Source organism: Luteolibacter sp. Y139 (assembly GCF_038066715.1).
In the GTDB taxonomy this organism is placed as follows: domain Bacteria; phylum Verrucomicrobiota; class Verrucomicrobiia; order Verrucomicrobiales; family Akkermansiaceae; genus Haloferula; species Haloferula soli.
In genome coordinates this window covers 690730-715406 of sequence record NZ_JBBUKT010000003.1, presented here as the reverse complement: position 1 = coordinate 715406, position 24677 = coordinate 690730, and the positions used below count along the sequence as shown (strand labels likewise).

Sequence of the window (24677 nt, the reverse complement as noted above, 5' to 3'; positions counted from 1 at the left end):
GCTCGCCGGCACCACCATTCTCGGTTCGAGTTCCGCGCTTGCCGCGAACTGGACCGGCACGGTCAGCACCGACTGGAACAACTTCGCGAACTGGAACGGCTCCACCGGTGGCTCCGGCGTCGTCACGACTGCCGCGGCACCGCCGAACATCGCGACCATCACCGCGAACATCAGCCCGATCCCGACCAGCATGCTGATCGGCAATACGGCGGCGGGCCGGATCGATCACCGCGCGGGCACTGCCACCCTTGCCACCGATGGCGATATTACCCTGGGCCGCACGGGTGGAGGCAATGGCACCTATAACCTGGCCAACACCGGAGGCGCCGGCGGAACGCTCACGGGCTTCGCGCAGGGCTCCGGCACCCTGACCGTGCCACGGCACGTGTATGTCGGTGGTCCGATCGGAGCTGGCACCGGAACGGTCAATATCAACACCACCGGCACGCTTGCGGTCGGCAGCCAACTCCTGCTCGGCACCCTTGGCGGCACGGGCACGGTGAAGATGGACTCCGGCACGCTCACGGTGGTCAACGAGTTTGAGATCGGCAACGGCACGGGCTCCACCGGTACCTTCAGCATGTCCGGTGGCACGGTGACGAAGAGCGGTGCCGCCACGGCTGTCGATATCGGCGGCGGCCTTACCTCCGCCACTGACGGCGGCACCGGCACGGCGAACCTGAATGGCGGCACCTTCACCGCCGCAGGCGACTTCCGCATTGGTCAGGATTTCGTCACCGCCACTGCCACCACCTCGAACGGCACCGTGAATCTAGGCGGCACCAATCTCACCGTGAACGGTGGATTCTGGGTGGGTAACAACACGGGAGCCACCGGCACGCTGAACTTCAGCAACGGTTCCATCACCAACAACAACTGGGTCTCCGTCGGCCGCAAGGAAGATGCGAACGCCGGCGCTGGCGGCACCGGTACGGTGACGATGACCGGCGGCACGTGGACCAAGAACGGCGATACCAACTTCATCGTCGGCGACACTGGCTCGGGCCTCATGAACATGAGCGGCGGCTTGGTCATCGTGAACTCGTCCGCGGTCGCCGACCGCGGCATCACCTGGGTCGGCAACCGTAACGGCGGCACCGGCACCCTGAATATTTCCGGGACCGCCGAGTGGCGTAGCCCGCGTTTCATGGCGGCGGTTGAGACCGGCACCACCGGGACGATCAATCTGAACGGCGGCACTGTGAAAACCAGTGCTCTGTTGGGCGGCTCGGGCGACAGCCACGTCAATTTCAACGGCTCCCAGATCATCGCCACCGGCAATAGTGACGGCTTCATCGAGGCCTTCATCACGGCCTCCATCGGTGCCGGCGGCTTGAAGGTGGACACCGCCGGATTCAGTGTGAGCAGTTCCCAAGCGCTCGATGGCGCGGGTGGCGTGGTCAAAACCGGCGCTGGCACCCTTACCCTCAGTGGCTCGAATACCTACACCGGCGCCCACACCGTGAGCGGTGGCAAGCTGGCTGTCGCTTCGGATACCGGCACCACGGGGAACTTCACCGTGGCAAATGGAGCCACCTTGCGAATCAACCAGGCCGGGAACTTCTCGAGCTTCTCGGTTCCGAACGTCAGCTTGGCCTCCGGAGCTGCGCTCGAGATCGGCGTCGCGGATTCCTTCGGTAATCCCTCCAATCCCGCGCTGAATGTCAGCACCGCCCTCGCCCTGACCGGCGGCCCGGTCACCATCAATGTCGCGGATCCCAATCCGGAACTCGGACAGTTCCCGCTGGTCAGCTACACCGGTTCGATCACCGGCGGCGGCAGCTTTGTTCTGGGCAGCCTGCCCCTCGGCGTGACGGCGAATCTGGTGCAGACCGCTGGCTTGGTCTCGCTGAACGTCACCGCCATCAACTTCCCGCTGTGGCGGGGGACCGTGAATGGCAACTGGGACACCACCACCGTCAACTGGATCGACAAGATCACGACCAATCCCCTGGCCTACGCGAATCCGCTGCCGGTGGAGTTCGATGATGATCCGGCCGTCCTCACTCCCGCGCTGACCTTGAATAGCACCGTGACGCCTGGCCTGGTGACGTTCGACAGCGACACGCTTAACTACACTCTCAACGGCACGGGCAAGATCAGCGGGTCCGGCGGATTGACGAAGGCCGGCACCTCCTCGCTCACCATCGGCCTGACGGGGAATGACTACACCGGCGTCACCACGCTGTCCGGCGGCACCACCACCGTGGGAGTCCTGAGCAATGGCGGCGTCGCCAGCTCCATCGGTGCGGCTTCCGCCTCACCGGACAAGCTGGTTTTGAATGGCGGCACGCTCGCCTACACCGGCGGCAATGTGGTCATCAACCGCGGCTTCACCCTCAGCGGTGCGGACAGCGGGTTCTCGAATGCCAATAACGTGACCTTCTCCGGCACGGTGGCCGGCACGGCTGACGGCAGCCTCATCAAGACCGGCGCCGGCACGCTGACCCTCAGCGGTGCCTCGATCACCCTCGGCGGCACGGGTCTGGTCAGCCAGGTCGAGGGAGGCACCCTCGCGTTCCCCGGCCCCGGCCAGACGATCTCCATTCCCGGAGAGCTCTATGTGGGTTCCCTTCCGAATGTTCCGGCGAATCTGGTGATTCAGAACAGCAACCTGACGGTTGGCAACTTCATCGCCGTGGGCCGTGGCAACGGGGATACCGGTGTCCTGAGCACCCTCTCCGCCACCGGGTCCACCGTCCGCGTGGGAGCCTTCAGCACCGGCTTCGACAATGCATTGGCCACCAATGACAGCGACCAGACGGTCACGCTGACGAATACCAACTGGACCACCACGGGCATGACCCTGCTCGCCGAGAAGCAGAACTCGACGACCAACATGACCCTGGCGGGGAATTCGGTCTACACCGCCACCAACCGGATCCAGATGGCGCTCAACAACACCGCCGTCTGCAACTTCACGCTCCAGGATACCTCGAGCATGACTCACACCGGCGGCTGGTTCTCGGTCGGAAATGACGGCACCGCCGTCATGACGGTGAAGAACAACGCGAGCCTCTCCACGGTCAATGCTGACTTCAACATTGCGGACGTCGGCACTTCCAATGGCACGCTGAACATCCAGGACAATGCCACGGTCTCCGCGACCGGCACCACCTTCGTCGGGAAGAATACCGGCACCACTGGCACCGTGAACGTCACGGGTGGCACGCTCACTTGCGCTACCTATGTCACCATCGGTCGCTACAACGGGGCCACCGGCATCTTCAATATCACCGGCGGCACGGTGAACCTGACCGGCACCACGCCTGGATTCATCGTCGGGGAAAACGGCACCGGCACCTTGACCGTGGGCGGCACCGGCCTTCTCAACATCGACGGTGAAGGTCTCCATCTCAGTGCGGAAGGTGCAGGCACCAGCCATTCCGTCGCGTATCTCAACACCGGCGGCACCATCATTGCCAAGAGCGTGGTACAGCGGAATTTCAACGCCGCGAACTACACCGAGTTCCACTTCAATGGCGGCCTCCTGAAGGCCCATACCGGAGCGAACTCGAACTACATGAACAGTCATGACCTAGTGTCCGTGGATGCAGGCGGCGCCTTCATCGATACCAATAACCAGGCCATCACCATCTCCCAGGTGCTCGTGGGTCCGGGTTCGCTGACGAAGCAAGGCGCCGGAACCCTGACGCTCTCCGGGATCAACACGTATGCCGGAAATACCACCATCAGTGCCGGCACGCTTTCGGTATCGTCCGCCTATCTCTCGAATACCGGCACCGTCTCGATCGCGTCGGGAGCAGTCCTGAACCTGACCCATGGTGCGGTGGATCAAGTTGCCAGCCTGGTTCTCAATGGAGTGAACCAGCCGATTGGCAACTACACCTCCGCCACGCCCGGTGGCTACATCACCGGCTCCGGAACCATCCAGGTCACCGGTGCCGTTGCCAACCCGTACGACACGTGGATGGCCGGCTTCCCGTCGATCCCGCTGGCCGATCGTGATCCGGGCGATGATCCGGACGGCGACGGCTCCACCAATGCAGTCGAGTTCGCGCTCGGCGGCACCCCTAACAGCGGCACCAACGGCCCCAAGGTCTATCAGATCATTGCGGACAGCAGTGCCGATGGGGACACGACCAAGGAGTTGCTGCTGACCATTGCGGTTCGCAGTGGCGCGCCGGCCTTCACCGGCAGCCCGTCGCCGACGGCAACGCAGGACGGCTACACTTACACCATCCAGGGCAGCACGAACCTGACCGGCTACACCACGGCTGCGGTCCCGGTGACTCCCGTTACCGCGGGCCTGCCAGCGGCACCGAGCGGCTACGAGTACCGCACGTTCAGCCTGAGCGGGTCGAATGGTAACCCGACCCGTGGCTACATGCGCGTCAGCGTCACGCCCTGAGACATCCCCGGGGAATCATTGAAGCCCCGTCCGCTTCGCGCGGCCGGGGCTTTCCATGTACTATCATCCGATCATCCGCGCGCGGAGCTGGCGCGGCTTCTGATGGATGAGGGATTGGAGAAAATCACCATCCTGTGGTAGGGCTTTTCACTACAGGCTTTTGTCGTGGTGGGTAAACCTACGAACTATGACCTCGAATGACGCATCGCCTATTGGCAGGAACGAACTCATTCACTATTCTCTCTTCCGTTAGAAAACCCTCCTTCGAATGATCAAGAACGTACTCGTCCTCGGGGCCGGCAGCGCTGGCCTGATTGCCGCCCTTTCTCTCAAGAAGAAAATCCCGCAGCTCAATGTGCGGGTCGTCCGCAGCCCCGACATCGGCGTGATCGGGGTGGGCGAGGGGACCACCCCGAATTTCCCGCGACATATCTTCGACTATCTCGGCATCTCGCGGAAACACTTCTATGATCTCGCCGAGCCGACATGGAAGCTGGGCATCCGCTTCCTATGGGGTGAGCGCGGGCGTTTCGACTACACCTTCGCGCCGCAGCTGGATGCGCATTGGTCCGACTTGCCGCGGCCGAATGGCTTCTACTGCGACGACGAGTTCTCGTCGGTCGATATCACCTCCGCATTGATGCGGCAGGGCAAGGCCTTCGAGCGCCAGCCGAGCGGTGCGCCGGACATCCAGGCGTGGCACGCCTTCCACATCGAGAATGCCAAGTTCGTCGAGATCCTCGAGGTCGTCGCCCGTGAAGTCGGAGTCGAGTTCACCGATGGCCGCGTGGTCGGTGCCGACCGCGGGCCGCAGGGCATCACGGCCGTCCATCTTGAAGATGGGCAAAGGCTGGAAGCAGACCTCTTCATTGATGCCAGCGGCTTCCGCAGTGAGCTGTTAGGCAAGGTGCTCGAAGAGCCCTTCAATAATTTCGACAAGACGCTCTTCTGCGATCGTGCCGTCGTGGGCGGTTGGGAACGCGGCCCGGATGAGCCGATCCTTCCCTACACCACTGCCGAGCAGATGGACGCCGGCTGGAGCTGGCAGATCGAGCACGAGTTCCACGTCAACCGTGGCTATGTCTACTCATCCCAGTTCATTTCCGATGATGAAGCGGCCGCCGAGTTCAAGCGCAAGAACCCGAAGGTGCCCGAAGCCCCGCGCGTCGTGAAATTCCGCAGCGGTTCCTACAAGCGGCTGTGGGTGGACAACGTCATCGCCGTCGGCAATTCAGGTGGCTTCGTTGAGCCGCTTGAAGCCACCGCGCTCATGATCGTCTGCTCGCATTGCCAGACCTTCGTCGATTTCCTGCTTCACTCGGAACTCGATCCTACCCCCTCCATGCGCGATCTCTACAATGAGCTGGTGGCCCAGGGTTGGGGAGATATCCGCGACTTCCTCGGCCTGCACTACAAGCTGAATACCGCGCTCGACACACCCTTCTGGAAGCACTGCCGCGCGGACACGGACATCTCCGGAATCGGTGCCCTGTTAGAGTTCTACGAGGAGAATGGTCCCACCGGCTTCTGCCGCTATCGCATGGGCTCCAGCCAGAATGACTTCGGCATCGAAGGTTACTTCGTGATGCTCGTCGGCAACCGCGCGCCTTATCGCAAACGCCACGCCGCCACCGAGCAAGAGAAGGCGATCTGGAACGCCCACCTGCAGGCGAACCACAACAAGGCGAAGCACGGCATCGACGTGAAGGAAGCGCTCTACTACGTCCGCCATCCCGGCTGGCAATGGAACGCCGAAAAGCCGGCGTGACCGGTCCGTGACGGATTGATCCACAGCCATCAGGCGGTCTCGCCTGATGGCTTTTTTGTCGGGAGATGGTGGGCGGCGTGGCGAAGGTGGCGCGGAGGGATGGCATTCTAACTCCCCTTGCAAATTCGCCACGCGGCTGAAGCGTGCGCTGCTTAGAGAGAGGAGTGATCGCCTTAAAGCCAGCGACCTCCAATTCGCAGACCGTTCCGCCTCCCGGCGACTTGGTTGAACCGCAGGCTTGCTCCGCTCGGCCCGGCCCCATCCGAAAACCAAATCCAAGGAGACCCCTGTTATACCTCTGCGCTGATGGCTTGCACTTGTGGTTTGTCGACTACGAGCCCCATGCCGGGCTGCCTTCAAAGGCCCGGTCCGGCATTTGGAAACACCCCCTATTCGCTCGCGAATCTAACAATTTACGTAAGAGCCGCATGACCGTTGAACCCCGGCCGTGAACTTCTCGAAATGATTCCAAATCAGGCAATCCCCGCCGGTTTGTAATGTTTGACGAGGTGATTCAAACGGATCGTGCAGATTAGGTGACAGTATTGATGCCAGGAATTTCAAAAGTCCTGCTTGCAAAACGAGACTTCAGCCCGAGTTTCGCCCGCCCTGTCCATTTGAAATGCCAAACACATTTCAAACAGGGTGAATCCGAAATCCACAGATCAAACGCTTCCACCGACCCAGTGGCAGCTAGGTCCCCCCGCCCGATTGCCGCTGCTTCCCGGCGATCCGACGGTGAGACCATCCCATCCGTACCCGACCCGAAATCCAGACCCATGACTCAACCAATTCGTAACCTGACGACCCGGGCATCCTTGTCCGCTACCGCGTCTCACAATGTCCGTTGGTTTGCAGGGATGATCGCTGGCGCCACCGCGCTGGGCCTCTCTGCCGCGCACGCTCAGCAATGGAATGGCTCCGTGAGTTCCAATTGGAACGAGCCGAACAACTGGACCCCCGCCGGTGTTCCCAACGGCGCCAATGCCAACGTCAACACGATCACCCCGAACTTCCCGGTGGTGACTTCGAATCTCCTTTTCAATCCTACTGACGTCATCCTCGCCATGGGGGCCGGGACGACCGGTCGGCTGGACCAGTCGGCCGGTCAGATCAATGCCAACGCCTGGACCTACATCGGCGTGGAAGGCGGCAACGGCACCTTCAACCTCACCGGCTCCGGTAACTACGCGACCAACGGCCGCCTTTGGCTCGGTGGCAGCCAAAACGCGGGCGGCGGCACTGGCGTCGCCACGATCAATACCACCGGCACCCTGAGCACGGCATCCGACGTAGGCGTCGGCTCCAGCGGCGGTACCGGCACACTGAACCTCAATTCCGGCTCCCTCGCGACCGGCGGTTGGTCCTTCATCGGCAAGCGTGAAGCGGCCGACGGCGGCAATGGCACCGTCAACATCACCGGCGGCACTTGGACCAACAACGGAGACCGTGGCTACATCGGCCTCGGCAACTCCACCGGCAAGATCAACGTCTCCGGCGGCGCTTACGCCCAAGGGGCCACGGGTGGCAATGCCTTCTTCGCCGTGGGCGTGAACAACCTTGCGAATGCGACCACTCCCGAGCTGAACCTGACCGGCGGGACGTTCACCGCCAGCCGCCGTATTTCGGTGGGCGGGATGGCACCTGAAAACGACAACAACGACGCTGGCTTTGTTGGCGCTGGCAAGGGCAAGCTGACCGTCAATGGCGCTACCGCCGTCCTGAATTCCAACGGTGAATTGTGGGCCGGCCAAGGCACCGGTGCCAACGGCCAGATCGTTCTCAACGCCGGCACCATCAACGTGAACAGCTGGGTCGCGATCGGCCGCGGCGGTGGCACGGGTGATCTCACCATGACCGGTGGCACGATCACCAAGACCGGCGGCGGCAACTTCATCGTCGGTGCCAGCGGCCCCGGCACGATGACTCAGAGCGGTGGCCTTGTGGACATCCAGAATGGCCTCACTTGGATCGGTGAGCAGGCCGGAGCGACCTCCGCTTCGCTCACGATCAATGGCACCGCGGAATACCGCTCGGGAACCATTTCCGTGGCACCGCGTGCCGCACTTGGCGTGCTGAATCTCGATGGCGGCACGGTCCGCACCAACCGCTTCTCCGGCAGCGCTGAAGACGGCAGCGGCGCCAATACCGGCAACGGCACCATCAACTTCAACGGCACCCAGATCATCGCATCTGGCAACAACGCCGAGTTCACCCGCCTGACGGACACCCTCAATGTCGCCAGCGGCGGCATGAAGGTGGACACCAATGGCTTCGCCCTGACCGCCCCGATGCCGATGTCCGGCGTGGGCGGCGTGACCAAGAGCGGTGCTGGCAGCCTCGCTTTCACCGGTGCCAATACCTTCAGCGGTGCTTCCACCGTGACCGGCGGTACCCTGAGCTTCACCACCGACTCGACCGGCGGCGGCGCACTCAGCGCGGCAGCGGGCACGACTCTCGGAGTGGTGCAGTCGGTCAATACCGGCGTGCTTCAGACCTCCGGCCTCACCTTGGCCAATTCCACGCTCTCCATCACGGCGGCAGCAGGTGCGGGCAATCCCACCGTAGCTCCACTGAAGGTGAATGGCGCGCTCTCGCGCACCGGCACTACGGCGATCAATCTGGTCGATACCGAACCGGCGATCGGTTCGTTCCCGATCGTTTCCTACACCTCCAAGACCGGTGCCGGCACTTTCGTGGTGGGCACCCTTCCCGATGGTGTCTCGCTGAATCCGACCACGCCGATTGCGGATAGCGGCTCGGTCATTTCGCTGAATATCACCCGCGTGAATGCCCCGCACTGGGCCGTTGGCAACTCCGGTGTCTGGGATACCTCCACGCTGAACTGGACCAATGGCTTCGGCGGTGCCACGACGAACTTTGCGAACGGTGACCCGGCGATCTTCGAGGACGTCACCACCTTCCTGAACGTCCCCGCCGACTACGATATCGCGCTGAATTCCACCGTTTCTCCCGGCGGCAGCGGCACGACCTTCGACCACGACATCTTTGACTTCACCCTCACCGGCAACGGCAAGATCAGCGGCACCGCTGGCCTGACCAAGCGCGGCATCGCTGGGCTCACGATCCCAAACACCTTGCTCAATGACTTCACAGGTCCGACGACCATTGAGGAAGGAACGGTTTCGGTCGGTCTCTTGACGAATGCCGCCGCTGCCGGCCCGCTCGGCAAGGGCACGCTCGTGCTCGCCGGTGGCACCCTGAACTACACGGGTCCAGCCGTGAGCATCGACCGCGGCTTCCAAGTCAATGCCGTGCCGAGCGCCACGACCTCGAGCGAACTCGTCCTCGCGAGCAACGTCACGATGAGCGGCCCGGTCACCGCGACCAATGGCAAGCTCCGCCTCTCCGGCGCGGGCGTGCTCACCCTGAGCAATCCCGGCGTCAACTCGCTGGCCAATGGCCCGCAGGATGCGACCCCGGCGTCCCTCGTCATCGATGGTGGTGGACTTACGCTCAATGGCACCGGCCAGACGGTGAACGTCGTGGGTAACACCCAGATCGCCGTTCCGGATGCCTCTAACACGGCGCTCACGCTCAGCGGCAACACCGTGATGAACGTGAACCGTTTCCAAACCGGCTTCGGCGTGGGTTCCACCTCGAGCGTCCTGATCCAGAACTCGGCACAGCTCCACAAGAGTGCCACTGGCTGGCTCTCGATCGCCAACAGCAACAACGCCGTCTCCACCGTGACCGTCCGCGATAGCGGCAGCCTCGTGACCGACGGCGGCGACTTCAACGTCGGTGACACCGCCACTGCCAATGGCAGCCTGGTCCTGGAAAACAGCGCGCTTGTGACCTCGGCTGGTCCGGTCTTCATCGGCAAGAACGGCACCACCGGCACAGTGACCATGAGCGGCACCTCCACCATGGGCACCGGGAATTCCGAAGTGGCCGGCGGCGCTGGTTCGCACGGCAACCTGAATGTCCAGGGCGGCTCCACCTTCACCTCCGGTGGTCGCATGCTGATCGGCCCGGGTGCGGGATCCACCGGCGTGGTGACCGTCGCGGGCACCGCCACGGCGCAGGTGAACTCGTTCGTTTCCGTCGGCTTCAATGGCGGCGGCAGCCTGCTCGTGAAGGAAGACGGCAACTTCAACACCACCGATGACCTTTCCGTCAATGAGGCTGGCGATGTGCCTGCCAGCGTGACGGTGCAGGATACCGCCGCTCTCTCGGCTGGCGGCACCGTGTTCGTCGGCCGAAATGCCAACAAGGTGGGAACGCTGACCGTTTCCGGCACGGCGACCTTCGATCAAACCGGAGCCGCCGCGCAGAACCTGTTCGTGGGTCTTGCCGGCACCGGCACCCTGAACATCAACGGTGGCGCAGTCGCCACCTCGGCCAGCGCCAATGGCGTGATCCTCGGCAATGACGCTGCAGGAACCGGCACGGTGAACCTGAACGGTGGCACGCTTACCGCGAAGCGCATCTTCGGCGGTGCCGGCACGGCTACCTTCAACTTCGCCGGTGGTGTGCTCAAGGCGAACGCCGGAGCCACGGCCGACTTCATGACCGGTCTCGACAATGCCTTCGTCGAGAACGGCGGAGCCAAGATCGACTCCAACGGCCAGAACATCAACGTCGCCCAGCCGCTTCTTGCAGGCACTACCACTGGCGGTGGCCTGACCAAGTCCGGCACCGGCACGCTCCGCCTCAATGGGGTCAATACCTACACCGGAACCACCACCGTTTCCGCTGGCGCGCTCGGCGGCTCCGGCACCATCGCGGGTCCGGTCGTGGTGCAGAATGGTGCGGCCCTCGCACCAGGTGCCACCACCGGCATTCTCTCTGCGAATGCGGGCGTCACCTTCAATGCAGGCTCCGCCTTCGTGGTGAATGTCGACGATAGCCAGGCCGTGAAGAGCGGCCGCCTCAGCACCACCGGTAACCTGAACGTGACCGGTGTGGCCCTGCAGGTGAATGTCAACGGCTCCGCTGCTTCGGCACCTTACACCATCGCCACCGCGGGCTCGGTCACCGGACCGTTCGCCTCCGTCCCGGCCGGTGTCTCGGTGACCTACAATGCCACCAGCATCACCATCGTTCCGCCGGCAGGTTCGCCGTTCAGTTCGTGGATGTCGAACTTCCCGACCCTCACGGGTCCGAACGCAGCAGCAGGTGCTGATCCGGACGGTGATGGCCTGACCAACATCGAGGAGTTCGCGCTCGACGGCAATCCGGCCAGCGGCGTCAACACCGGCAAGATCCGCTCGCGGGTTGAAAACGTCGGCGGCCAGAATGCGCTTGTCATCACCCTGCCGGTCCGTGCCGGTGCAGTCTTCGACAACGTTCCGGGCCCCGGCGCGGATGCCACGGTCGCTGCGGATGACGTGCTCTACATCATCCGGGGATCGAACAACGTGGCGACCTTCGATCAGGTCGTCACCGAGATTCCGGTCAGCGCGGCCGGCATGCCTGCCCTCAGCAGCGCTGCCTGGACCTACCGCACCTTCCGCCTGAATGGTGCGATCCCGGCTCGCGGCAACCGCGGCTTCCTGTCCGTCACGGTTCAGGACGCTCCCTGATCAGCCCGATTCCATTGGGTTTCTGGATTCACAGCCCCGGTCGCCTTCGTGCGGCCGGGGCTTTTTCGGCCTTGGCACCCGGGGGTTCCCGTCCTAGAACCCGCCCGCCATGTATTCGACCAAGCAGATCGACGTCACCGTGAAGATCTTCATCCTCTGCCTCGTCGCCTTCTTCAGCTGGGCGGTGTGGGGCGTGCTTGGCTTGCTCGGCCTGCACGGTTGATTTTCCTGCGCAGGGGAAGGGCTGCGTTCCTTCCGGAGGGGCGAGTTTTCCGTTTTTCCGGTCTCCTAAGCATACCGGAAAAGCGGAAAAAAGAACGGGGCTCGACGAGCCTCACGTCCAAGCCACGACCGCCTCTTGAAGATGGCCGCCACGGTCGTGGTATTTGATGTGGCCGTTCGCGAGCGCGTATTCGTGCACGCACTTGGTCACCTTCACGTCAAAGGCGCAGTACTCGGCGATTTTCATCAGCGGCTCCAGGCTGCCGGTTTTCTTGTGCTCCTGCCACCACTTCAGCGCGTCGAGGCCGTCGGCGGATTTGCCGGTGCCGAGTGAGGCGGAGGCCGCGGCATCGAGCTTCATGCGGAAGCCGAGCGTCTCCTGCAGTGCGAGCATCATGTCCAGGTTCACCGTCTGCGCCGGCAGGTCGTAGATGGTGTAGCCCTGCAATACCGGGTAATCGAACTCGACGTGATTCCAGCCGACGACGAGGTCGGCGCGGACCAGCTCATCCACGAGTTCATTGATGTCGTGCTCGCCGTAGATCCGGTAGCCGCCGCGGGCGGTGCTGTAGGTCACGGCGACGGAAATCCCCATCTTGTCCTTGTGGGCGGAGCCGCCGACGTCGCCAAAGCTGCGCTGCGTTTCGAGGTCGAAGTAGACGATGTTCTTGCCGGACACGGGCGCAGCCTAGGCGGCGTGCCACGAAACCCGCAACCCTTTGTCAGCGGGCTCAGGCCCTCTGCGCTACCAAGCCATACATCAGCGGCATCGATGGCTTGCCGTCGGGCATCGCCCAGCGTCGTCCGGGCAGGGACTTCATCTCCGTGAAGGGCTTCCAGCCATTGGTGTATTCGTATTCGTGGAACTCTCGCAGCGTGAGCCCGGCCTGGATCACCGCGCCGAGGATGTCGCCCAGACCGCGCTGGAATTCGTAGCAGGGGTGAGGATTGCTGAAGGGCTCCGCAGGTGCCACCGGTACTTCGGAGCGCCTTGCTCGTCGAAGATCATCGCGAACGGATGGAACTCCATGCACACGAAGCGCCCGCCGGTCTTCAGGACACCAGCCACGCCGCGCAGAAAGGTCCCTAGGTCGGAGAGCCAGCACAGCGCGCCATACGAGCAAAACACCGTGTCAAAGCGGCGCCCATCGCTCGCCGCCTTCTCCAGCCACGGGTAAACATCCGAGCGCTCGAAGGTTCCGGCGATACCGGACTCCGCGGATAGCCGCTGGGCAAAATCGATCGCTTCATCACTGATGTCCACGCCAGTGACCTCCGCACCGAGCGCTGCAATGCTCAGCGTGTCCTGTCCCGAGTTGCACAGCAGGTGGAGCACCGCCTTTCCCTGCACCGCGCCCAGAAGCCCGATCTCTTCGGGGAACAGAGTGCTGCCACCACCACGCAGGAAACCGGCTTGGTCCGGCTTATGGCGATTGTGCGCCACTGTGGCCGCATTCCACGACAGGCGATTGTTTTCATGGAGATCGGGACGGATCACCACGCTAGGGGACGGCTTGGCCGGGGTGCCGTCAACTCCGCTCAACCGGCGGTCGGCAAGGGGTAGCAGGCCATCTCCTTGAGTTCCGCCCAGCTGGGCACCTCTACGCCCGCTGCCAGCTTGAGCATCCCTTCCTTGCCCGTTTCGCGGCACCAGGTGCGGATCTTCGCCTCGATCGCGACGTAGGGGGCATTGTAGTCTTCCGTGAATTGCACCACACCGAGCACAGGGTAACTGCTGCCGGGAAATTTAGTCTGTGTCGTGGCGAAAATCGCGATCTGGGAGTCCTTGGGAATCAAGTCCTTGGCCAAATTCGGCAGCTCGCGGCGGATCACCTCCAGGCAAGGCATGATCAAAGCCATATCCCACGCCAGCAGCTCGTAAATCGGCGGCTCGATCGGGGTGAAAAAGAGGTCAACTTCCATGGAGGGACGCGGGCAGGGTAACGATACGGTCACACTCGTCACGCCTTTCCCGATGTATGTTGTAATTACAGGCCGACCGGGAAATGCCTCCCGGCGAGCGCGTCGATCGCCTCGCGGCGGTCTAGGGCCTTAACCCCGGTCCGGCGTCCCGGTAGCGGAAAAAAGCCGTCCGGCCGAGCGACGAAAGGTCCCGGCCTCGAAGGCCACCGGGTCTTTCGCACTGACGAATGGCTCCAGCGCCACTCCCGCCGGCCGCTACTCACTGCACCATGTAACCCGCGAGCATCCCCACCAGACACGCGCGGAAATACATCGCCGCCTCCTTGCTCATCGACTGCTCCGCGATCCTCAAATCCTCCAGTACCGGTTCGAACGCCTTTGGGTCCCGCGCACTGGCATCCATGTGCAACGTGTACCTCGCCCGCGTCCGCTGGAACATCAGACCCAGCTCACGGATGTCATCAGGGGTGAATTTGCCCGACTCCTTGAGCGTGAACTTCGCCTTGTAGCCTTCGTTGATGTTCCACTCCACCTGCGCCGGCAGACGTGTTCTCAGATGGCCGCCGAGCCCACCATTCGCACCGTGGATGAATTCCAGCATACCACTGAACACCTCCATCAGCGGCTTGCGGAACTTCACCGCCTCGGGATGCAGCTCATTGGTCCGCTTCTCCAGCACCTCCCGATGCACCTCGTGGAATTCATCGCGCCAGATTTCCGAATCGTGCATCAAACCCACTTCCCCGATATACCTGCCATACAGCGAATCAGCGTCCGACTCCGAGCACATTTCTGGCGTCGTCCACTTCGCTAGTTCCTTCTTCGCCTTCTCGTGAAGCTGCTTCAGTTGTGCGACCGCATCCTCCTCCGGAGCCGCTGGCTCCGCTCCCGCTGTCATCACGAGCGAGCACGGCAGGAACATCACCAACAGCAGCGCAAGCAAGGATGGAGGTTTCATAACGAGAGCACGATCATCGACGCCAACTTCGCCCTGAAATACAAGATCTGCTCCTTGCTCATCTGCTTCTCCCCGGCGTCCAGCTTCGCCAGCGCCGGATCCAGCACCTTCGCTTCCAACCCGGCCGGATCGCGACCCTTCTTCACATGATGCGCGTGCGATCGCTGGTAGATCCGCGCCAACTGGCGCAGGTCATCATGCGTGTAGTCTACAGGTTCCCAGAGTTCGAAGTTCTTCTCGAAGCCCTGGCTGATCCACCACTCCATCTCCGCCCGCGACCTCGTCGTCTTGCTCGCGGTCACCGTCTTGCCATTCGCCTGCGCGAGGAATTCCGCGATTCCCGCGGACACCTTCGAAAGTAGCTTCCGGAACTTTTCCGCTTCCTCAAACCGTGCATCCGTCCGCTTGGACAACAGCTCCGCGTAGACCTCGTAAAACACGTCCTGCCCCTGCTCCGACTTCCACGCCTTGTTCCCGCTGACGAAGTAGTTCTCAAACCCCTGCAAGGGCGATCGGGTCTCGTACTTCTGCGGCGTCAAATACTGCACGAAGTCCTCCTTCATCTTTGGGGCCGGCTTCGGCTCCTCTTTTCCCTTCGCCACCCCGAGCAGCAGCAGGCACGGCATCAGCAACGACAATAGCGGACGCATCATGAACGGATTTCTCAATGAACAATGACCCGACAGGGCGAATCACCACACCGGCACAACACGGCGCAATCCCCTGACACAAGAGATACGCATCCGCACGTCGCCGTCATTACGATTTCTTGCCCCATTCTTACCGCGCGATGTACGTCGCGATCATCTGCACCAGCCGACCGCGGAAATAGGGCGCCGCCTCCTTGTCCATTCCTTCTTCCATCTGCTTCAAACCGGCTCAGCGTGGGCTCTGTCGGGCCGAGGATCCTCTCCGTAGACCCGGTGGGATCGGCAGCGGGCGCGGACATTCTTGCGTCACGTTCCGGCTACTCCGGCGCTACCTTCACGAACAGGCGTTTCGTGCTGCCTGTCGGCAACGCGCTCTGCGGAATCACGAATCCGGTCGTCGTCGCCGGCCAGCTCGCGGCCTTCCACGTGCCAGCGGTCGTCCACGTCTGGAGATTGGCGGAGACCTGCAACTGATAGAAGCGCCCGGGCACCGTCTTCACGGTGGCGACCGCGGAGCTTCCCGAGCCGGGTTTCACGTTGAGCGCCACCAGCACGCTGGAAGCATCCAGCGGATTGGTGCCAGCCTCGAACTCCGCCGCATTGGTCATGCCGTCCTTGTCGCTGTCGGCGGTGCCGGAAAGGGTCGTGAGAGACGATGCGAATGCGAGCTCCCACTTGTCGGGCAGTCCGTCGTTGTCCTCGTCCGCCTTGCCGCCGAAGCCCAGCGAGACCGAGTAGTAATAATTCCGCGTCAGGTTCGTCAGTTGGTAGCCTTTATAAACCGGCGCTTGGCCGAGCGAGAGGCTGCTGGCGACGTTCGTCACGTCGTAGCTATAATAAATCTGATCGGTCCCGTTGTACTCGTAGGAAACCACGCCCGGCCCGGTGCCACCGGTACCATCGGCATTCGCGTCCACGAAGCCTGCGGCGATCTTCTCCCCGGCTCCGATGGTGATATTCGCCGGCCCATTGGAGAACGCCACGTCATTCACCCCGAGGCTGTAGCCGGTGCGGGTGGTCCCGATCGCGACCACGGTGAAGTTGTCGTTGCCATTGACCTTCACGAGGAACGGCGTGACCGGATCGCCGACGCGCGAGGCATGGAAGCGGAAGCGATCCACACTCACCGTCATCGGAGCGCCGCTGTTGTTGGTGAAGGTATCGGTCTCGTTGATCACCAGGTTCGAGTTCGCGCCATCGACCGTGTAACCGGCAACTGCCTGCGCGCCGTGGCCAACGTCATACGAGGAAAGCAGGTAGCTGATGGAGAACTGGTAGTTGCGGTTCAGTGTGGTGTACAGCTGGCTGCCGGGGTTCGGCGGCTGGCCCAATGTCACCGAGCCGGCATTGGCATCCGTCTCACCACCGCCGTACCAGATCTCCGCGCCGCCGTCTTCCCAATCGATGATCCCGGCAAGAGTGCCACCTGTGCCATCCGCGCGGGCATCGATGAATCCGATCGCGAGCTTCTCTCCTGCGGCCAGCGGCACCACGGTCTGGGTGTCGGAGAAGGCCACGTTATTACTACCCACGACGTAGTTCGTGCGAGTGGTGCCGATCGCGACCACGATGAAGTTGTTGTTACCAAGGACCTTGACCACGAACGGGGTGACCGGATCGCCGGTGCGGCCGGCATTGAAATGAAAGCGATCGAGCGCGACGGAGATCGTGGAGCCGCCGTTGTTGGTGTAGGTCGCGTTCTCGTTGATGACGATATTCGAGTGCCACAGGTCGGGGCCGTGGGCATTGGGTGGCGTGGCACCGGGAATGCCGAGCTCACCACCGGCGTAGAAGCTGCCGCTCTTGGTGCAGGAGTCGGAGTCCATGCCGAGCACCCAATCGGCCACGCGGGCCACCGCTTCGTCATCGACAATGCCCTTGGCCAGCGGCGGCATGGAGATGTGCGGATCGATGGTGTTCATGCGCAGCAGCATCACCGAGTTCTCGATGCTGCCGGGCTTGATCACCGCGGGCGCAGGTGCCCCGAGACCATCGATGACCGCTCCGCAGAGGATGCCTTGGTTCGCGAGCGGCGTGGTGAGCCGCGCATCCCAGAAGGCGCGCGAGCTGCCGCCGGGCTGGTGGCAATGCGAGCAGTTGCTATCGAGATACGAGCGCACCCACGCCTCGTCCGTCACCGTGGTGCTATCGTGGGAAACCGACGTGAGCACGTTGGCCAGACTCGCCTTGGTGAGCGGGGGATTGATGAAACCGGCGACGCTGAGGGACTCAATCTGGTTAGCGGTGCCACCGCCGGGGTAGGTGAAGTCGCGATTGAGCTGGCGCGTGCGGAAGCCGAGTACCGGACCCGCAGCGGCGGTGTGGCATAGGTTGCACTGGGCACGGGCCGGATAGAGATACGTGAAGGTCTGGCCGTTCACGGTCAGATTTTCCTCAGCACCCGCTTCTAACAAGTCCGCCTCCAGTCCATTGGCGCGCCACTTGTAGGTCACGCCGCCCCAGCCATCGGTGCCACGGACGAGCAGGCGAGTCTCCAGCGGCGCATCCGTGTCGGGCCGGGCGAAGTGTTTCACGAACACGGTGCCGACCGGGAAGTCCCAGGTGCCCGTCGCGCTGTAGGTGATGCGCTCGGCGGCGGTGTTGGCCACGCCGTCATTCGGCAGGATCACCCAGCGCTTCTTGTGCATGCCCGCACTCCACAGCGGCATGTTCACGTCGAAGGGAATCATGAATGCAGCCGGCGTGAGATTGGGCAGATTCGTGAAGACGCCGGTCTGTGAAAGCAGCGCCGGATATTGCCAGGTGCCGCCGCCCGGAGGACCGGCCGGCTTGATGCGCGAGATCTGCGCCGCGCCATTCACGCCGGCACCGAGTTGGAGCAACAGTGGCTCGCCACTGGAATCGATGCCGAACGAACTGACCCCTTCCCAAATCCCGCCGGCGCGTCCCGTTGCGATCTGCTGGACGCCGATCTTGGCCTTCGTCACCGGATCGAATTGCAGGGCGTAAACATTCTGCGTCCCGTTGTCGGCGTAGAGATACTTCCCTTGGAGGAACGGCATCGCCGTGCCGCGATAAACGTGGCCGCCGATCACACAGTTGCCGGTGCCGTGGTTATAGTCGTGGACAGGCGCACGCTCGGTACCAATCAGCGGACTCGGCTTGGTGCTGAAACCATCACCCGTGCCTTCCTTGTAGATCCACTGGAAGTTCAGACCGGGCGCATCCATCAGGTCGACTTCTTCCCAGGTGTTTGCGCCCACGTCGCCGATCCAGAAGCCGCTCGCGGCATCGAAGCTCATCCGGTGCGGCTCGCGCAGTCCGATGGCGTAGAACTCTTCCAGCACCGAAGCCGTCGCACCATTCTGCGCTTCCGCCCACGGGTTGCTCTTAGGAACGTAGTAGTTCTGGCTGTAGGAGCCGAGTCCCGCCGGCTGGCGGCGGATCGGGCGGCTGATGGCTCCGCCTTGCATGTCCACGTCCATGCGAAAGACACCGGAGCGAGCGCGCTCGTTCAGCTTCTGCACGTCATTGACCGCATTGTTGCTCTCGTCGCCACCGTCGCCGAAGCACAGGTAAAGGAAGCCATCCGGCCCGAAGCACATGCCGCCGCCTTCGTGGCCTTTCGCGACATCGTGCAGGTGTAGCAGGATCTGCTCGCTGGATGGCGTGAAGGTAGTGCCATTCCACGTGAAGCGCGCGAGGCGATCATAGAAGGGATGATTGTCGTCCACCAGCGCGTCCGGGCTGTCGTTGGCATTCTGGACGTAGTACACATAGAGGTAGTCCTTCCCCACGCCCTGGCCGAACTGCGGGTGGAAGACGGTGGAGAACACACCGCCATGCTTGTGAGTGGGCACGCCGGCGTCCCAACTGATGTACCAGACGCGGTCGGTGATGTTCAGCACCTCGGTCCGCGTCGTCGTCGCGTCGTTGTCGGCCAGCTTGAAGATGCGGCCGTCCATCTCCGCGACCATGATCTGTCCAGGTTGGCCGGGCCATGGCTTCGCATCGATCGGTGATTCCCAATTGAGCGAGGGAAACGCCTTCGTCAGCTGCACGCCGGTCGGCACCACGGAAAGCGTCGGCAGTGTGCCATTCACGAACGCAGTGACCGGCTTCGGCCCACCGAAGCCACTCACGCCTTCGGTGTAGGGTCGCAAGGAGATCGCCGTAGTCGAAGGAAAGTCGGAGGCCACCGTGGTCGGCGGATTGACGCCGGAGCACCACTTCACTGCGCGGCACAGGATTTCCTGGAAGGCGGCGCAGCGCATGCCCGGAGGGTCCACGTCGCCGGGAAAGATGTGGCCGTAGCTGGTGGCATACACGCGGCCGGAGCCGTAGTTCGTGGTCCACTCGACCGGGAACTGCAGCTGCGACTCGGGATCCTTCGCGTAGGAAAGGACGGTCAGATTGTTCGCCGGGCCGCGTGAATAGCGCCAGATTTCGAGGTTCGCGGCCATCCATGACGTCGGCAGGCCGGCGTGGATGGGATGATTGCCGAGCCGCTTCACCAGCGCGTTCGAGTTCGCACCGTGATTCGTATAGGCGTATGGGCCGGGCTGATTCGGCTGATAGGTTTGGAGCTGCTCGCTTGCGCTGATCAGGATGGCCTTGCCCACGTCCGCGTTGTTCCAGCGCAGGCCGAGCATGTCGTTATACGCCGGCCAGTCGGGGAAGGCCGAACAGGCTTCGTGGAGGGCAATGAAGCCGCCGCCATTGCTGACGAAATTGGCAAAATTCGTCTTCACCGCCGCCGGCCAGCTCGGCTCACCGGTGGCATTGCTGTAGCCGGAGATCACCACCTTGTAGGCGGAGAAATTCGGCGACCACGTGGCCCAGCCAGGATCGCTGGCTGCGCCGGGGGTGATGCTGATATCGACATCGAAGGAGCCATCGCGCGACAGGATCGCGGTCAGGACATCCTTGCGGTGTTGCCAGTCGTGATTGCTCGCGCCTTCAATGAGCAATACTTTCGTCCGCTCGGCGAAAGCCGTGCCAACGAGCAACAGGAACAGGGCGCTGAAGAGGATTCGGGGGGAAACCATGGCGAGTCCGGTGGGGGGTCCGGGCCGCTCCGGCGGGGGCCGGAACGCTATGGAGATTTTTGAAAATGCGATCCAATCACACTAGGCCGAGGGCGGCTAGGGCTTTGAATTACGGATTTCCTGATGATCTCGGAGCTTTCGCTTCCACCGTGAAGAAGCACGAACCACGCCCGAATCCGCGGGGAAGGCAATCCGACTCCAGCTAGCGGAATACGAGCTGCGAGAAGTGGTAGAAGGCCGACTTCCACTCGGGCGTGTCGTGGGCAAATCCGTCGACACTCCAATGGTGTGGTACCTTCTTTTCCTTCAGGTAGTCGTGGACACCGCGGCTGATGCGGATCAGGCCGTCCTTGTTACCGCAGGAAAGCCACAGCAGCTTGATCTCGCGCGTGGTCTTTGAGGGGTCCGGCACCAGTTGCTGCGGCTGCTTGGTATTCGGCGCGGGCGAGAAGGCGCCGATCCACGCGAAGCGGTCCAGATTGCCGAGGCCGAAATTCAGCGACTGCCCGCCGCCCATCGAGAGCCCGGCCAGGCCACGATGCTCGCGGTCCGTTTTCACCGAATACTTCTTCTCGATGAAGGGGATCACGTCCTCCAGCAGATCCTTCTCGAACTTCTCGAAGGCGGGCGCATGACTGTAGATGTCGCCGGTGGCTCGATCGTCTTTTTGCGCGCGGCCATTCGGCATCACCACGATCATCGGCTCGGCTTTGCCGTCGGCGATGAGGTTGTCCAGGATCACCTCCGGGTTGGCGAACCGCTGCCACTCGGTTTCATCGCCGCCGATGCCGTGGAGCAAATAGAGCACCGGATACTTCCGTTCCTTCACATAGCCGGGCGGCGTGTACACGGACATCTTGCGGCGGGTGCCGACGGACTTGGAGTCGTATTCCACCATCTCGACCGAGCCATGGGGAATGGCATCGCGCTTCACGTCGAAGCCCTTCGGTGGATCGGGAAACTCCGGTTTGTCATCGGGGCCGAGCTCAATGGGGCCGCCCTTGCGAGGGTTGGGTTCCGGCTCGGGCTCTGCGGAAGTGAAGGGCGTGAAGGCGCAGGTGATCAGGCTGGCGAGAAGGAGTGGTTTCATGGGGATGGGGTTCATTGGAAAAGCAACGGGGTGAATTCTCTCAGGCAACGCCGCCAGGTCTGCCACTCGTGAGCGGTGCCGGGGGACTCATAGTAGCTCGTTTTGATGCCGGCTGCTTCCAGTGCGTCGCGGTAGCCTTTCACGCCTTCGTAGAAGCGCTTGTCTTCCGAGGTGCCGATGCCGAGCCAGACGAGCTTCACCTTGGAATTGAAGGCCGCGGCGTCGGCGAAGACGCCATCCTGGGCGGTTTTCGCGTCGAAGGTGCCGCCGCCGATGCCTCCGCCTGCGCCGCTGAAGCCGCCGAAGTACGAGAATAGGTCGAGATGCTTCATGCCGATGGTGAAGGTCTGCATGCCACCCATCGAGAGCCCGGCCATCGCGCGATGATCGCGATCGCCCAAGGTGCGGTAGGTGGAATCGATCATCGGGATCAGGTCGTTCACGAAGACTTCTTCGAGTGCGCCGATCATGCGGTTGAAATCGCGCGGGCCGCCGCTCGCCGCAGATGCTCCCGGCTTTTGAGCGTAGCCGCGTTCCATCACGATGATCATCGGCTTCGCCTTCTTCTCGGCGATGAGATTGTCCATGATGTGATTCATCCGGCCCTGCACGCCCCAACCGCGTTCATCCTCTCCACCGCCATGCTGGAGGTAGAGCACCGGATAGCGCACTGATGAATCGGCGTCGTAGCCGGGCGGCGTGTAGACGAAGATCCTGCGCCACGTACCGGTGGTCTTCGAGAAGTACGAGCGTTCCCGTATTTCACCATGGGGGACGTCCTTCGGCTGATAGAAATTGCCGTCCGCATCAGGAATCTCGATGCCGCTCGATTGCTTGCTCACGCCATAGAAGGTTTCGCTCGCCGGGTCGTTCACCTGCACGCCGTCGATGACCAGCCAGTAGTAGTGGAAGCCCGGCACCTGCGGATCCGTGGTGGCGGTCCACACGCCATCGGCATCGCGTTCCGCTGTGTAGCGTTTGCCGAGATCGAATTGCACCTTCTTCGCGTCCGGTGCCTTGATCCGCAGCGTCACCCGGTTGTCAGGATGGACGCGCGGGAATTCCGCGCCGGGAACATTGGTGGTCGCGGGCACGCCGGCGGGTGGCTCAGGTTTCTTTTCCTCCGTGGCCGATGACTGCGCCTTTTCCTGAAGATCGCGATCCAGCGCTTCGCCATCGAAGGGTACCACGATGATCTTGCTGCCGTGGCGGTCATTGCCCTTTTCCTGATCCTTTGGCACATCGAGCACGGACAGCAGGAAGTGGGTCACGTGTCCGTCCTTCATCACGACCGCGGGGCGTTCGATCTTGTCCCAATGGTTCACCGTGCCGTCGGTGTAGCGGAGGAAGTCCGTCGTGGGATCGTAGGCGAGCCCGCGCAGTGTCCAGTTGTCGATGCCATTCGGCGAGGTCAGGTGCCATGCCTTGCGGGTGCTCCAGCCATTGACGACGATGTGATAGAGCCCGCCGCTGTACCAGAGGATCGGGTCCTCGAGGTCTTTCAGTGGCAGATCTTTGACCGTGGGATAAACGCTAGGTCCTTGGACGGTGTAGGGTCCGAGGATGCCGGTCTTGCTGATCCAGATCGCTCCCGAGCGGGCCAGGATCATGAAGTCCCCATCGGGTCTCAGGAGCACACAGACGTTCGACATCTTGCCGAGTTCACTGAACTTGCCGGGCGCGACCTGGATCTGCCCGTGATGTTTCCACGGTCCGTCCAGCGAGTCGGCGATGAAGACATCGCCGGGCCTCGTTTCGCTGACGATCGCCGCGTAGCGGCCGTCCGGCAGCTTGAGGGCCGTGACGTTGTGACCCTTTCCTCCCTGGTCGTCCGGCCAGCAGAGGCCCTTGTCTTCATAGGGTCCGGTGACCTTGTCGCTCACCGCGTGCACTGCGGACGATTGCCACCAGCCATTGTGGCCCTTCGATTGATCCCAGCGGCTTGCGAAGAGGTGGAACTTGCCATCGGGACCGGGAATGACCGCGCCGTCCCAGTAGCACCACTTCTCCATCGTGGTGTCCTCAAGGCCATTCTGCGGATCTCGTGGTAGCACGCCTTGGGCACCCCATGCCTCGGACGAGAGCTTCCCCTCGACCGGCATTGGCTTGAAGTAGTCGATGAGGGTCTTGTCCGCGGCGTTGGCAAAGGGCGTCAACAAGAGCGCCACCATCAATGGGTTTCGAAGGCAGTTCATGGTGTGATCGTGAGCGTGAACGCAATGATGCCGACGCTGCTGTCCGGCAGTCGGAATTGGGTTTGGGGAGTCATGCAACATTCCACCAAACCCGCGTTCACCTCACGAAGTTTCAGACACCCCTTGCCTCGGATGGGGGAGAAACCTCTCCCCAAGTGGGGTGAGGGGTGATTGCAAGTAATTGAAAACAAGTCGACTGCGACCCGATGAAAGTGCTCTGTTAGGGCGCTCGACCCGGCAAAACCGCGGCTTGTCAGACCTGGCTTTCTATCGTTTCCGTGGAAACGTTTCGTGTTCGTCGATATCGAAGAGTCCGGCGACTCTGGGTCTTGGCGGGATCAACGATTTCGACCGCCGCGTTCCTATACCTTCAGCGCCCCACGGAAGGCCCGGGCTGCGTAATAAGACTGCGCCCCGTTGTGATAGATGAAGACGCGGCCGAAGCGTTTGTCGCCGAAGATGGCACCGCCGAGTTTCCGGACTTCGGCGGGGGACTTCAGCCAGCTCGACGTCTTCAGGTCGAACTCGCCGAGCTTCTGCAACTCGTGGTATTGTTCTTCTGTTAGGAGCTCGATGCCCATGGCCTCGGCCATATCGACGGCGCTGGTCTTTGGCTTGTGCTCCTTGCGAGAGTCCAGTGCCTCGCGGTCGTAGCAGGTGCTGATACGGCCTTTGGGGGTCTCTGGCGAGCAATCGAAGAAGAGGTACTCACCGGTCTTCTTGTCCTGGCCGACCACGTCCGGCTCGCCGCCGGTGCGTTCCATTTCGCCGAGCGACCAGAGCTTGTCCGGATGGGCTTCCAGCTTCGCTTCCACGTCTGCCCACTTGAGGCCCTTGTGACGGTTCGCGTGTTTCTCGAAGCGGGCCTTCAAGATGCCGAGGATGTCCTTCTTGTCGGTCGGCGACAGCTTACTCTTGGATTCAGAGCCTTTCATGGTGGG

The 24677-nt window shown here is 62.5% G+C and carries 11 protein-coding genes and 1 pseudogene; 3 read left to right on the top strand and 9 right to left on the bottom strand.

The annotated features are described in order from the left end of the window. The 3 genes from WKV53_RS11230 to WKV53_RS11220 form a co-directional block, all read left to right on the top strand. Positions 1-4372, top strand: a 4372-nt coding sequence (locus WKV53_RS11230) for a beta strand repeat-containing protein (RefSeq protein ID WP_341404680.1), incomplete at its 5' end; no start/stop codon positions are given. A gap of 268 nt (positions 4373-4640) precedes the next feature. Next, the gene (locus WKV53_RS11225; RefSeq protein ID WP_341404679.1) at positions 4641-6140 is read left to right on the top strand and encodes a tryptophan 7-halogenase; all 1500 of its coding nucleotides are present in this window, start codon (positions 4641-4643) and stop codon (positions 6138-6140) included. A 779-nt stretch (positions 6141-6919) separates the two neighbouring features. Further along, entirely contained in the window at positions 6920-11689 is a 4770-nt protein-coding gene (locus tag WKV53_RS11220; protein ID WP_341404678.1) for a beta strand repeat-containing protein, read from the top strand. 334 nt (positions 11690-12023) lie between these two features. Here WKV53_RS11220 and WKV53_RS11215 read toward each other — a convergent pair whose 3' ends face one another. The 9 genes and pseudogenes from WKV53_RS11215 to WKV53_RS11170 all read right to left on the bottom strand — a co-directional run bounded on the left by WKV53_RS11215 (position 12024) and on the right by WKV53_RS11170 (position 24671). Further along, positions 12024-12590 carry a ribonuclease H-like domain-containing protein gene (locus WKV53_RS11215; protein ID WP_341404677.1) on the bottom strand — a complete coding sequence of 189 codons (567 nt, stop codon included), beginning with the start codon at positions 12588-12590 and terminating at the stop codon, positions 12024-12026. A 52-nt stretch (positions 12591-12642) separates the two neighbouring features. Continuing rightward, positions 12643-13406 (bottom strand): annotated as a pseudogene (locus WKV53_RS11205) (class I SAM-dependent methyltransferase). Positions 13407-13450: 44 nt separating this feature from the next. Further along, on the bottom strand, positions 13451-13834 hold the full coding sequence (locus tag WKV53_RS11200; RefSeq protein WP_341404674.1) for a hypothetical protein: 384 nt from the start codon (positions 13832-13834) through the stop codon (positions 13451-13453). 259 nt (positions 13835-14093) lie between these two features. Next, a complete protein-coding gene (locus tag WKV53_RS11195; protein WP_341404673.1) occupies positions 14094-14792 on the bottom strand; it encodes a hypothetical protein in 699 nt (232 codons plus the stop codon). Further along, positions 14789-15445, bottom strand: coding sequence for a hypothetical protein (locus WKV53_RS11190; protein WP_341404672.1), 657 nt, complete (start codon positions 15443-15445; stop codon positions 14789-14791). Before WKV53_RS11190 ends, WKV53_RS11195 begins: the two co-directional genes overlap by 4 nt. A gap of 314 nt (positions 15446-15759) precedes the next feature. After that, entirely contained in the window at positions 15760-20451 is a 4692-nt protein-coding gene (locus tag WKV53_RS11185; protein ID WP_341404671.1) for a ThuA domain-containing protein, read from the bottom strand. Between the two features lie 202 nt (positions 20452-20653). Further along, positions 20654-21541 (bottom strand): alpha/beta hydrolase, encoded by an 888-nt coding sequence (locus tag WKV53_RS11180; RefSeq protein ID WP_341404670.1) that lies wholly within the window; start codon positions 21539-21541, stop codon positions 20654-20656. An 11-nt stretch (positions 21542-21552) separates the two neighbouring features. After that, the gene (locus WKV53_RS11175; protein ID WP_341404669.1) at positions 21553-23736 is read right to left on the bottom strand and encodes an alpha/beta hydrolase-fold protein; all 2184 of its coding nucleotides are present in this window, start codon (positions 23734-23736) and stop codon (positions 21553-21555) included. 362 nt (positions 23737-24098) lie between these two features. After that, on the bottom strand, positions 24099-24671 hold the full coding sequence (locus tag WKV53_RS11170) for a DUF4256 domain-containing protein (protein WP_341404668.1): 573 nt from the start codon (positions 24669-24671) through the stop codon (positions 24099-24101). Between the last annotated feature and the right edge of the window lie 6 nt (positions 24672-24677).

Excerpts from the sequence above, each read along its gene's own strand:
- WKV53_RS11195 (WP_341404673.1), bottom strand. The coding sequence starts at position 14,792 with ATGAAACCTCCATCCTTGCTTGCGCTGCTGTTGGTGATGTTCCTGCCG.
- WKV53_RS11225 (WP_341404679.1), top strand. The coding sequence starts at position 4,641 with ATGATCAAGAACGTACTCGTCCTCGGGGCCGGCAGCGCTGGCCTGATT.
- WKV53_RS11220 (WP_341404678.1), top strand. The coding sequence starts at position 6,920 with ATGACTCAACCAATTCGTAACCTGACGACCCGGGCATCCTTGTCCGCT.
- WKV53_RS11170 (WP_341404668.1), bottom strand. The coding sequence starts at position 24,671 with ATGAAAGGCTCTGAATCCAAGAGTAAGCTGTCGCCGACCGACAAGAAG.
- WKV53_RS11190 (WP_341404672.1), bottom strand. The coding sequence starts at position 15,445 with ATGATGCGTCCGCTATTGTCGTTGCTGATGCCGTGCCTGCTGCTGCTC.
- WKV53_RS11175 (WP_341404669.1), bottom strand. The coding sequence starts at position 23,736 with ATGAACTGCCTTCGAAACCCATTGATGGTGGCGCTCTTGTTGACGCCC.
- WKV53_RS11200 (WP_341404674.1), bottom strand. The coding sequence starts at position 13,834 with ATGGAAGTTGACCTCTTTTTCACCCCGATCGAGCCGCCGATTTACGAG.
- WKV53_RS11180 (WP_341404670.1), bottom strand. The coding sequence starts at position 21,541 with ATGAAACCACTCCTTCTCGCCAGCCTGATCACCTGCGCCTTCACGCCC.
- WKV53_RS11185 (WP_341404671.1), bottom strand. The coding sequence starts at position 20,451 with ATGGTTTCCCCCCGAATCCTCTTCAGCGCCCTGTTCCTGTTGCTCGTT.